7 protein-coding genes are annotated in these 13107 nt (G+C 50.9%); 6 read left to right on the top strand and 1 reads right to left on the bottom strand.

The window, feature by feature from the left end:
• Positions 1-134 precede the first annotated feature (134 nt).
• On the top strand, positions 135-1577 hold the full coding sequence (locus FUA23_RS02810; RefSeq protein WP_147929192.1) for a hypothetical protein: 1443 nt from the start codon (positions 135-137) through the stop codon (positions 1575-1577).
• Between the two features lie 31 nt (positions 1578-1608).
• Here FUA23_RS02810 and FUA23_RS02805 read toward each other — a convergent pair whose 3' ends face one another.
• On the bottom strand, positions 1609-3564 hold the full coding sequence (locus tag FUA23_RS02805; protein WP_147929191.1) for a sialate O-acetylesterase: 1956 nt from the start codon (positions 3562-3564) through the stop codon (positions 1609-1611).
• 326 nt (positions 3565-3890) lie between these two features.
• On the opposite strand from FUA23_RS02805, the gene purB reads away from it, so the two are divergent.
• From purB to FUA23_RS02780, 5 genes are all read left to right on the top strand, one after another.
• A complete protein-coding gene (gene purB, locus FUA23_RS02800; protein WP_147929190.1) occupies positions 3891-5231 on the top strand; it encodes an adenylosuccinate lyase in 1341 nt (446 codons plus the stop codon).
• Between the two features lie 282 nt (positions 5232-5513).
• A complete protein-coding gene (locus FUA23_RS02795) occupies positions 5514-6251 on the top strand; it encodes a FadR/GntR family transcriptional regulator (protein ID WP_246144004.1) in 738 nt (245 codons plus the stop codon).
• 308 nt (positions 6252-6559) lie between these two features.
• Positions 6560-9676, top strand: coding sequence for a SusC/RagA family TonB-linked outer membrane protein (locus FUA23_RS02790; protein WP_147929189.1), 3117 nt, complete (start codon positions 6560-6562; stop codon positions 9674-9676).
• Between the two features lie 19 nt (positions 9677-9695).
• A complete protein-coding gene (locus FUA23_RS02785; protein WP_147929188.1) occupies positions 9696-11147 on the top strand; it encodes a RagB/SusD family nutrient uptake outer membrane protein in 1452 nt (483 codons plus the stop codon).
• A gap of 30 nt (positions 11148-11177) precedes the next feature.
• A complete protein-coding gene (locus FUA23_RS02780; RefSeq protein WP_147929187.1) occupies positions 11178-13097 on the top strand; it encodes a PKD domain-containing protein in 1920 nt (639 codons plus the stop codon).
• The last annotated feature ends 10 nt before the right edge of the window (positions 13098-13107 follow it).

Below are 13107 nucleotides of genomic sequence, written 5' to 3'. Positions count from 1 at the left end.
AACAAATTTAATTGGAAAACAAAGCAGCTACAAGTACATTTTACGTCATTTTTAGAGTACATTACACCCTTAAGGTCATGCAAAAACCTAAAAACCAGTAGATTAAAAAAAACTCACCGGTACAATTTTAGAGCATGTCGAACCTTAACTCCAGTAAATTGCTGCGAAACCTGAGAAAGCTTTCGGGGCGGGAACAAAACCGGTTTCTGGCTTATGTCGAATCGCCTTTCTTCAACAGCCACCCTGGCACCTGCGTCCTCGCCCGTTTCCTGCTTACCGGCGGCCGGGATTGGGACAAACTCGATAAGCAACAACTGAGCAAGGCCCTGTTCCCCGGTCAACCCGTCAACGAGACTGCAGTAAGCAACGTGATGAGTTACCTGATGAAGCTGCTGGAAGGCTTCCTGGCCCAACTGGGGCTGGAAGCGTCCGACCAGACCGACATTCTGATGCTTCAGGCCGCTCACCAACGACAAATGACCAGGCTGGTAAGCCTGGGACTCAAAAAAGTACGCAAAGCAGAAGCTGAAGCAAAAAAACAGGGAAGTGACCACCTCATGAGGGCGTACCAGATCGATCTTTTGCACCACGACACCCTGCGCCAGGAGGAGCGACATCTTGCTGACAGCAGTATGCAACGGGTTCTCAACTCGCTGGACAACTGGTACCAGGCAGTTCAACTCGAGAAAAACTGTGAGCTACTGGCGATGAAAGGGCAAAGAGGAAGGAAGAGCGAAACTTCGGCTTATTTGCTCAACCAGATCCAACGGCACAGCCCTCAGGAGCCGCCTCTCATCAGTATCTACCGGCAGTGCCTCCTGACCATCATCCAGCCTGAGGAACCAAAACACTACTACGCGCTGAAGGAATTGATGAATGCCCACCGGCATTCCTTACCCGACGAAGACCAGGTAGAAATACTCCGCCACCTGCTGAACTTCTGCGCCAACAAAATCAACCAGAACGAACTGGCTTACCGGCAGGAAATGCTTGACCTCTACAAGCAAACCATAGCAAATGGGATGATCCTTCAGGACGGGATCATCTACCAGATAACCTACAGCAATGTTGTCTCTCTGGCCTGTTCCCTCGGTAATTTCGACTGGGCCATCGACTTTATCGAATCGTACCGTAAACACCTGCTGAAGGAAGCCCGGCAAAATGCCTACCGGTTCAACCTGGCCAAAGTCATCCTGTTCAAAGGCAATTACAGCGAAGCCATCACTATGCTCGGCAACGTAAAGTTCACCAACTCTTTTTATCAGATGCGCAGCCGGCTATATCAAATAATTGCCTGGTACGAGCTCGGCGAATTCATGGTTGTAGACTCCTCGATCGAAAACCTGCGGCTCTACCTGATTCGGGCACGGGAAATGGCGAAGTTCAAGAAATCAGCGAACCTGTTTCTTCGCCTCACTAAATCTCTGGTTTCCGTGCGGAAGCAAAGAGAGGGATTGGGCAAGAACGCGTACTTCCAGCAGCTACGGGAGTTACAGAAGAAAATAGAGGACACGAAAGGCGTGATAACCGAAAGGGAATGGCTTCTGAAAAAGATAAAAGAGGGTCTTAGAGACTGAAACATCCGGCCCATCGGGTCTTCCTTATGTATCAGTCGACACTGATCTCGAAGGGCGTTACGGGAAGTCCTTCCCGGCTGAACAGGTTGGCACGTTCCGGGTTGCTCGCCCAGGCGTAACGCACTCTCCGGACCGTAATCCCCGGCGGTGTAATCAGTACTACACCATTGTCGTCTTCTCCCACGAGCCCTGAGGCGAAGTGCCATTTGCCGTTGGCATCCTCCACGGTAAAGCCTTCGGCCAGGTAAGGGTAACGCTGATCGTTGGCGGCGTTGGGCCGTACGACCAACCCTCCGCCAATACCAGAAAAGCGGACAACTACGCGGTCATTGATCACTTTGGCCGAACTTACCGCAGGGCTGCTGGCCACAACATCTTTGTCGTAGATATCCTTCAGCGCGTGCAACGACAACCGGCGCCCTACTTCCCATTTGTTTTGAGGATGAATTTCTCCCGCTTCGCCGATGTCCGTAATCACGGCCTGGCCGGTGAAGGGCAGCTCGAGAGCTTCCGTTTGGCTCCGACGAAGTACCGCCCAACCGGGCTCGTTGGCAGATGCTGGCGGAGCGGTATAATTAGCAAGTTGTACCCAGTAAAACGGCAGGTCCGGATTAGCGAAGAAATCTCTCCAGTCTTTGATCAGTCCTTTCATGAGCTGCGCGTAGTTCACATTATCGCCAGGGCCGGCGTTCGATTCCCCTTGGTACCACAGTATGCCGGTAAGGGGATATTTTGCCAGCGGAGCAATCATTGCGTTGTACAGGATGACGGGCATTTTATTGAAGTTGCCGCCCACGGAGAACTCCCCGATGTTGAACTTCCAGCCTCCGGCCAGTGGGATGCTCCCCTTCGCAGTTTCCAGTTTCATCCCTTCGGCTTCGGCGGAGAAGCCTCCGCCGCCACCGCCGTCGTTTACGCGGATGGCGATGGTATTCCGGCCGGCCCGCAGGGTACCGGCGGGTACTTCATACCTCCGCTTTGCGGCGTGAGCATCGGGGTGAGTGCCAACAAACTCACCGTTTATGTGGGTAATGTCTCCATCATCGATTGCTCCCAGATAGAGCGTTGCCGCGCCAGCCGCCTGGGCTTCGGTCAGGGAGAAAGACCGGCGGAAATAAAATACGCCATCTACGTTGGGGTAGCCTGCCCTTTCCCAAAACGTGGGCAGTGTCATCGTCGGCCAGCTGGCGGCGTCGAAATCATCGGTAAGCCAGCCTTTGGCCTGGCCGTTGTCTTCGGTGGGGACATTGCGACCGGGAAAGTCCTGAGCGAAGCGTTTGCGGCCGGGAATGCCTGCCTGAGCCATCATATCTTCGGTTTCGTCGAGGTCCGGGTTCATACCGTCTGCCGTTGGCCGCATCCACGGTTCGATCCGGCTGCCACCCCAACTGCTGTGCAGCAACCCGACAGGAACGTCTACTTCTTCGCGCAGGTAATGGGCGAAGTAGCTGCCTACGGCGCTGAAATCCTTAATTCCCGCAGCGGTGCCTACAATCCATTCTTCGCTGAACTTCTCGTCGATGTCCAGGCGGGTCCGTGGGGAGCCATCGTAGGCTCTTTTTACTTTCAGTTCCCGGATGAGGGGATCAGCGATGGCTTTGGCCCGGCTGCCATCGGCGTCTGACTGGCTCAGGCGCCACTCCATATTAGACTGGCCGGAAAGGAGGTAGACATCACCGAAGTAGACGTCTTCCAGTAAAATGCCTTCGTTTTTAGCCTGCACGGAAATCTTATGTGGCCCTCCGGCCGGCATTGGGGGCAGGCTGACTTCCCAGCGTCCGGATTTATCCGTTTTAACGCTCAGCTTTTGCTCTCCGATGAGGACCTTCACTACCGTTCCCGGCTTTGCCCAACCCCACATCGGATGGTCGGTATTGCGTTGCAAAACCGCATGGTTCGTGAAGCTTTCGAATAGTTCGAGCTTCTGGGCGCTGACGCAGGTGCATAGGAAGGATGAAAGGAGAAAGGTCAGGAAATACGGTCTCATCGGAAGGATTTTATTTTTGAGTTGGGAAGATAGGTATAGTACCCTTACTTACCTGACGAATGCACAAAAAGACATTTCCCATCACTGTTCGGCAGCCTTCAGGCTACCGTTCTCCGGGCCTCATCCCGGAGGAGACGTGATTTATTGTTTCCTGAAGCCACCGGCTAAAGCCGGGGCTGCTGTACCAATGTGAGCTGTTAGTTCAAAAACCGCAGCCGACCGGTCAGGAACACGCCTCAACCAACTTTGCACCTGCGACCGCGCCCGTATGCTTACCTTCGCGCCCGTTAACGAAACCACAGGTTAAACGAACTAAAAGATCAACGATGTCTCCATTACGCGCAATTGGCCCGATTGATGGCCGCTACCACGGCAAAACCAAAGAACTGAGCGAATACTATAGTGAATACGCCCTGATCCGCTACCGCGTGCTGGTGGAAGTACGTTACCTGCAGGCACTGCACCAACTCGGCCTGCCGCAGTTGCAACGCTTCTCGGCCGTACAGATGAAGGACCTTGAGCAGATGGTCACCGACTTCAACGTCGCCGACGCCGAAGAGATCAAAACAACCGAGCGCACCACCAACCACGACGTGAAGGCGGTGGAGTATTTCGTAAAAGCACGGATGGAAGAAGCCGGCATGGAAGACATTCTGGAATTCGTTCACTTTGGTCTCACCAGTCAGGACATCAACAACACCGCCATTCCGTTGAGCATCAAAGACAGCCTCAACGAAGTGATCTGCCCGGCTCTGGAAAGCCTCATTAGCCTAATTGACCGCCACGCTATGGAATGGGCCGAAGTACCGATGCTCGCTAAAACCCACGGGCAGCCAGCCTCTCCTACCCTGCTGGGCAAAGAATTCAGCGTGTGGACCCATCGCCTGCGCGAACAGATGCGCCAACTCCAGGAGGTGCCCATGCCCGCCAAATTCGGTGGTGCCACCGGCAATATGAACGCCCACTACGTTACGTTCCCCGATTACGACTGGCACGCCTTTGCCGACCAGTTCGTCGGCAAAAACCTGGGGCTGAAACGTTCTTACCCCACCACCCAGATCGAGCACTACGACAACCTCGGCGCAGTGTTCCACGCACTGACCCGCATCAGTACCATCCTGATCGATCTTTGCCGGGATCTCTGGCAGTACATCAGCATGGAATACTTCCGCCAGAAAACCATCAAGGGAGAGATTGGCTCTTCGGCTATGCCCCACAAAGTCAACCCTATCGACTTCGAAAACGCTGAAGGCAACCTCGGTATCGCCCGCGCCCTGTTTACGCACCTTGCCGACAAACTTCCCATCAGCCGCCTGCAACGGGACCTTACTGACTCTACCGTTCTGCGCAATGTCGGGTTACCTATGGCACACGTTCTGCTGTCGATCAAAGCCATCGAAAAAGGGTTCAGTAAGTTGTTACTAAATGAGGAGAAGCTTTCTGCCGACCTCGAAGCCAACTGGATCGTTTGCGCCGAAGCCATCCAAAATATCCTGCGCAGAGAAGGCTACCCTAAGCCGTACGAAGCCCTCAAGGAGCTTACCCGGGGACGGACACAGTTCAGCGAAGCCATCCTGCACGAGTTTATCGACGGCCTCGACGTTTCAGACTCCATAAAGGCCGAGCTCAAACTGATTCGCCCCGAAACCTACGTGGGAAAATTCTAAACTTTCGCTAAAAAATGCCTTGAGGACAGATCGGCTGACAGCAGACATCTTCAGGCAAAACATCCGTTGTTCCGGCTAGAACCGGGGTTGGTTCAATCTCTCACAGGATTGGTCGACCAATATTGGCGTTTGCCTCAAGGGCGAATATGCCCCTGTCAACCTGCGTCAGAAGTCTCTGAAAGTCAATAATAGAGTGACTAACCGTCTTCATTCCGGATTTAAACGCGTCAAACCCCCAATTGGTCAACCAAAATTTGGTCAACCAATTTTATTCATATATCTTTGGCTCAACGTCGAACTATTGCTTTTCAGATCATGCTAGACAACTTCAGCGAAATTAAGGTGGAAAGCCCTGTAGATATGATCATCCGTCAGATTCGGAATCTTATCTCATCGGGCCAGCTATCTTCCGGAGACCGCCTGCCTGCGGAACGGAAAATGGCCGAGCGATTCGGCGTTAGTCGTAACCACGTCCGTGAGGCCCTCCAGAAACTGGAATTTTATGGCATTCTGCGCACCCTTCCGCAAAGCGGAACGGTTGTTGCCGGAATGGGCATTACGGCACTGGAAGGTTTGATCACGGATGTACTTCAGATCGAGGAGCACGATTTTTCCTCTCTGGTTGAGACCCGCGTTACGTTGGAGGTCAAGGCTGCTCAGCTCGCCGCTCAGCGGCGCACGCCAGAAGACATTATTGCCATTCAGCAAGCCTTACAGTCTTACGAAGTCAAACTCCGAAGTGGCAGCCCTGCGGTTGAGGAGGATCTCCTCTTCCACCTGAAAGTAGCGGAGGCCGGCAAAAACGGGGTACTTAAGTCGTTGATGCTCGTCATCACTCCCGACATTATCAACAGCTACCGCAAATACAACGTATGCGAAGGCGAAGTTGAGCTTAAGACCCTTCACGAACACGAAGAGATACTTCACTACATCCGTACTCAGGACACCGTAGGTGTAGGAGAAGCGATGCAAAGGCATTTGCGGGATGTAACTGATTTCAGTCGCACACTCATATCATAGTGTATGTTCCCGTAAACTACTTCGGGCGCATCATTTACTTATTTAGCTTAATTATCGATCATGTCAATCACTACAGTTATTCATTTATCATCGGGTTAGCTTTTCACGAGCTAGCAGCCAACACCACCCGGGATTCTTTCCGGTATTTAACTTCACTCACGCACTAATTTTTCCGGCTACTGCCTAGCGAACGTAATTGCTTTTTCGCCAGGTCAGAATTTCCCCCCTTGCTACGCCCTGCGACATAGCAAGCAGGCCGATCTATGTCCGTGCTTTATTTATCAACGCCTCTGGCAAATGTTGAACAAATGAAAAACTTCCCCCTTCGTGGCCCACGTGGTCGCACTTTCCTTCTCTTCACCCTGCTGCTTTCCTTCAGCCTGCAACCTTTGTTTGCTGGCTCGACGGACTTCAGGGTTATTACCGGTACCGTGACCTCCGCTGAAGACGGCGAGACCCTTATTGGTGTTTCCGTCATCGTTCAGGGTTCCAACTCAGGTACTGTTACAGACCTCGACGGCAAGTACAGCCTCGACGTTCCGGATGGGGCCACCCTCATCTTTTCTTATACAGGTATGAGCTCTCAGACCATTCCTGTCGGCTCACAAACCGTCATCGATGTTCAGTTGATGCCCGACGCCGAATTACTCGATGAAATTGTAGTAATCGGTTACGGCAGCCAGAAGAAATCACACTTAACCGGTGCTGTTTCTAAGGTAAAAAACGAAAACCTGGATCAGATAGCCGTTTCCAGGGTTGATGATGCGCTGATCGGGCAAGTCTCCGGCGTAAACATACAATCCACCTCGGCGGAAGCCGGCCAGGCCCCAACTATTACCATCAGAGGTGTGGGGTCTATAAACGCAAGTTCCGGTCCCGCAGTAGTTGTTGATGGCATAGTTGTTGACGCATCTTTTCTCGGCAACCTCGACATGAACAGTGTGGAATCCTTCGAAATTCTGAAGGATGCTGCATCCGCTGCTATTTACGGTAGTGAGGGTTCAAACGGTGTTATTCTGATTACCACCAAGAGCGGTAAAGAAGGTAAAACCAAGTTCAACTACGAGACTTTCTTCGGCCGGAAGGAGGCATTTGGCAGCGATGCTTACAGAAAAGACCTCGACTCGTGGGCTGCTCAAGAGCTTGCAGCAACGGGAGAACTTTCCGACGAAACCCTTTACGCTCAGGCAATTGTAGACGTAACCGGCGTAAGCAGGGATTGGCAGGATGTATTCTTCGACGGAGGTAACATTACCAGTCACTCCTTGTCTGCACGCGGCGGAACGGCTAAAACCAAATTCAGCACCAACCTGAGGTACCTGGACGACCAGGGCGTTGTACTTGACGACAACTACACGCTCTACTCGCTTAACCTCAAAATGAGCACAGAGTTAACCAATCGGTTAAAGCTTGGGCTTAGCCTGACGCCGTCTCACTCGAAACTCAGACGGTTACCGACCTCTATCCACAACGTACTCCGGCAGTCACCATGGCTCCCGATCTACCATACGCAGGAGACCATCGATCAGTTTGTGGATCAGGACATCTATCCGAACCTCCAACCGGGAGATTACTTTTACGAGAACCACCTGGTACGTTTAGATTTCGACGGCGACGGTAGTACCGCAAGACCTCGTACTACAGGAGACGCCAACGCATTCGCTCAGCATACCGAAAGACAGCACTACGAATACAAAACTAACCTGCTAAGCTCGGCTTACTTACAGTACAAAATCGCCGATGGCCTTGTTGCCAAGACTTCATTCGGGGTAACCATCGAGCAGCGGAAAAGAACCCGTTACGACGGCGTACTGTACCACGCAGCGGGTACAAGCCGTGCGCTTTACAACCTGCAGAACAGGTTCAGTACCCGACTCATTTCGGACAACACCCTTGATTACAACAAATCTGTCGGCGCTCACGAATTTGGCGCACTCGCGGGTCTTACCATTCAGGAAAGACAGCGTGAGAACAGTGACATCACCGGTATTGGTTACACAAACGACCTGCTCAGGAATCTGCAGGGAGCGACCAGTATCTCCGAGTTTCTGGAAGTTGACATCACACGGCGTAAAGTAGGTTACTTCTTCCGGGCCAACTACGCTTATGATAACCGGTACTTACTCAATGCCACCTTCAGAAGAGACGGAAGTTCTGTCTTCGGCCTTGATTCCAAGTGGGGTAACTTCCCCGCTGTATCCGCCGGCTGGAACGCGCACAATGAGAGTTTTCTCAGCGGAAGCAACCTCGTAAGCCTCCTGAAACTGAGAGTGAGCTATGGTCTTACTGGTAATGAGAACTTCAACGTAGGAGACGACATCGTAAATACCTACCCGTACCTGGCGCTGCTGAACTCCTCTAACGCAATCGTAGACGGAGGCATCGAAAACGGCGTAAGTGCCCTCAACGTAGCAAACGAGTTGCTGCAGTGGGAAGGAAACGAAGAATTCAGCGTTGGTGTTGATTTCGGATTACTGGAAAACCGCGTTAGTGGCTCTATTGATTACTACAAACGTACCAGTGACAACCTGCTACTTGAGAACCCTGTTTCTTACGTTACCGGCTTTAGTGGTGGTATTGTGAATCTGGGTGAAGTTCAGAACCGCGGCTTCGAAGGAGAACTGCGGACAGTAAACATTGCAAAACAGAACTTCAAATGGAGCTCAACCTTCATTGCATCGACCAACAAAAACGAGCTGTTAAACTTCGGCGAATCGAACGGTGCACTTGTTGAGGACAACTTTGGCCGTAACTCACAGTGGATAAACCTCGTGGGGCAACCGATTTCTGCTTTCTACGGCTACGTTGTAGACAGAGAAGTTCCACTCGAGTACATCAACACACCATTCCACCCCATCAACAGTTCTCCCGAAGATGTCATCGTCAAAGATTTGAATGGTGACGGCATCATCACGGATGCGGATAAAACAGTATTGGGTGACCCCTACCCCGAGTTGGTTTGGAGTATTACGAACGAATTCAAACTGGGCAACTTCGACCTTTCCATCATGATCCAGGGAAGTCAGGGAGCAGAAGTAAGAAATATTGGTGACCAGTACTTCTTCAACTGGTTCGGACAGGCTACTCAGGACCCCCAACAACTTGTCGAAGACGGACTAATCTCTGATATATCCTTTATCCAGGAAAAAGTATTGACCAACGAGGTCATTCAGCCCGCAGGGTATTTCTCTCTGAGAAATGTAAACCTGGGATATAATTTCACTAGTAATCAGTTAAGTCGCTTCAAAATTGGTGGATTGAGACTGTACGTATCGGGTCAGAACCTGATCTACAAGACATCCGATCGTTACAATGGCTTTAATCCTGAGTTTATCGAAGATGATAACCCAAGAGCCTACGGTTCGCAGCGCGGCGGTTCCCCATTGTTCAGAACAATGTCCGCCGGACTAAACATCAATTTCTAAATAATAAACAAACCAAATTATGAAAAATATAAAATTCATACTCCTTGCGAGCCTTGGTTTTGCGATCTGCTCTTGTGAGGATTTTCTGAATCCACTACCTGAATCTGCGGTAGTAACGGACACCTTTTATGAGTCAGACGCCGATGTTCTTGCCGGTGTCATAGGTGTCTATGATGCAATACAGGGCGTCAATGAAAACACAGAAACGAACGAATCACGGTCCAACAGGGGCGTACAGTTCGAGTATCTCCTTACTGAGCACCGTACGGATAACACCAGAGGTGCTACAACTGAGGGATCAAAGGCCGATTTCCATCGCTACCTTGTGAACGCTAACAACGTAGAATCGGAAGATTACTACCAGTCAATGTACGAGGTCATTTTCCGGTCTAACAACATCATGGACTTCGTACCGGAAGCTGCTGATGAGGACAACCAAAGCCGGTACATCGCTGAGCTGAAGTTCCTGAGAGCCTATGCATACTTCAATCTGGTAAGACTCTACGGAGATGTTCCACTGGTAACAACGGTGGTTGGACCTTCAGATAACGAAGCCCTTTTCACCCGGGTTCCTACCGTACAGATTTACGACCAGATTGTCGCAGACCTGCAAGAGGCAATCAGCGTTTTAGACAACACCTATAAGGCAAGAGCTTCACGGGCAGCGGCCCAGGGCCTCTTAGCCAAGGTGTACCTGACGAAAGACGACCGTGACTACGCTACGGCGGCTCAACTCTGCCAGGACATTATCAATAGTGGTGACTACTCCCTTGAGGAAGACTTTACGGATGTTTTTTACAACGAGCTGAACGATGAAATCATCTTCGCCATTCAGTATCAGGTAGCCAACACTCTGGAAAGCCAGAGTTTCTCTTCGGAATTCACTTCCGCTGTTCGTCAGGGCAGAGAAGACGGACTTAATATCCTGAATGAAAACCTGATTGCCGACTTTACTGCATTTGGCGGAGACAGAGGAGACAAATCTTATGTCACCATCGGGACTTCAAACGAAGTTGCAAAGTTCCTTCCCGAAGGAACAGACCTTTCTACCAACCCTCCATCCTACGGCATTAACGCCCGAAACGCAGGAAACGACTGGATCATTCTTCGTTATGCCGACGTGCTGCTTATGCACGCTGAGGCAATTATCGGATCTGGCAACTCCACTTCGGATGGAGCAGCAATTGACTCCTACATGGCCGTGAGAGCCCGGGCAGGGTTTGACCCTGTTGCTGACCGGCCGGCTTCAATTTCTAAAAACGACCTGCTTACCGAAAGACGAGTAGAACTCGCTTTCGAGAATCAGCGCTTCTTCGATCTTGTCCGGTTCGGCGTTGCCGACGAGGTACTAAGTGCCCATGCATCGGAAATGGGTTACGGTGCTTATGACGCAAGAAAGCTACTACTTCCAATTCCTGCGAGAGAGATCAACCTAAGTGAAGGTCTCCTCACCCAGAATCCTGGGTACTAAATCGAAGTTCACAATTGTAAAAATAATATAATGAAAAATACAACGATTTTTCTACGCCAAACCAGCAAGCTTATACTATGCCTGGCCATCGCGCTATTTGCTAATAGTTGTGAGGAGGCCTTCGAGTTTGAGCTGCCAGAGGCAAATTCTATAGCAGACCTTATCCCCCCTGCGGCCAGCTTTTCCTATGCTTCCACTCAGGAGGATTTCAAAACCGTTAAATTCACGAACCTTTCTACCGAAGCGACCAACTTCCAATGGGATTTTGGCGGTGGAGACACCTCTACTGAAAAAGACCCGACCTATACTTTTGAGAACGGTGAGGGAACTTATCAGGTATCATTGACCGCCACCGACGCCAGAGGAGCCTCAAACGTTGTAACGCTTGACGTTATAGTTGTAGAAGGCCCTTTCCAGCCAATTATACTGGAGCCAGGTTTTGAGGATAACACCTTGCCGGACGGAACAGGAGACGGAAGAGACTCATGGCGGACCAGCAGCCCCAGCTGGACAACTATTTTCGGTATTTCCGGCAGCCCTGTAACCTACGGTAGCCAGGCCGCAAAGCTTGAAGTCAGTAGTGCCCGGGCTGGTTACCAGGAAATCACGGTGGAGCCAAACTCTAACTACGACCTCCGCTTTTGGTACACCATGAAAAACGATGCTGCTGATCCATGGGCTATTGTGTCTATTATTGGCGTTACTGAAAACGGACCTATTACAAGTCAGCAGGAAGCATTTGATGCTACCATTGCTTCTATTTTGGTCAACGACACTGAAGATCCTTCTACTTACGTTCAGCAGAAACTTTCCTTCAACTCCGGCAACAACACAACCGTTGCGATTTACTTCTACAACGATGCTAACGTTGAAGCCAGGTTTGATGATTTCACCATCGACATCGGACTTCCCGGCGCAGTTCCTCCTTCACCGGCATTTACACCGGCCCAGAGTACGGAGAACTTCCTGGAGTACACTTTCGACAACTCCTCGACCAATGCTGAAAGCTACATCTGGGATTTTGGCGACGGTAATACTTCCGTCGAAGAATCTCCGACGCACGTTTATGCAACCCCCGACGTGTACACCGTCACCCTGGAAGCAACAAGCCCCGACGGTGAAACAGCGACCGTGAGCAGAGATATCGACATCCAGGCTCCGGTTACCGCAGATTTCACTTTTGAAGTTGATCCTCAGGATTACCAAACGTACTCCTTCACGGATGCTTCCGTTGATGCTGAAATGCTCCTCTGGGAATTTGGTGACGGTTACCAGTTCACCGGTATGAACCCTTCTCATACTTACGAAGAAGATGGTATCTACCTCGTTACCCTGACTGCTTACAGCGTTACCGGTCTCATGGATGTAGCAACGGCAGAATTGACCGTTTCGCAAGGCTTCATCGCCGCGATCAATGATCCGGGAATAGAAAACGGTACCGACGCACACCGAAACAGGACCCTGGAAGAAAATGCTGATACATTTTTTGGATTTGATGGTACATGGGTTGTCCAGACCTCCAGTACGTTCAGAAGCGGATCACGCTCAGCGAAACTTCCTACTTTCGAAAGCCAGGGCAACACCAACGAATCGAACAGAAGATGGTACTACCAGGCGATTACAGTCGAAGCCAATACGGACTATGAAATTTCCTTCTACAAACGGGACAAGGATTCAGGTGCAGGAACAACCGTAACCACTCAGATTTATGATGCTCCCTTCGACGACCCAGCGGTTATCGATGACCCATCCAGAATCCTGGCTACTCAAATCCTGGATGCCGCCTCTGGTCACGATACAAATGATTGGGTAGAAGCCAAGATTCAATTTAACTCTGGCTCGAGCACCGAAGTAGTTCTGTTCATTTACAACGACTATACCCTCAATGTCACCGGGGGAGATGATGAATCGGAATCGTACATGGATGACTTTTCAATCATTAAGCTTTAGAAATGATTAA

The sequence above is a fragment of the Neolewinella aurantiaca genome (genome assembly GCF_008014675.1).
Classification (GTDB): Bacteria; Bacteroidota; Bacteroidia; order Chitinophagales; family Saprospiraceae; genus Neolewinella; species Neolewinella aurantiaca.
Note: the sequence above shows the minus strand (reverse complement) of the source record. Positions and strands in the feature narration are given on the sequence as shown.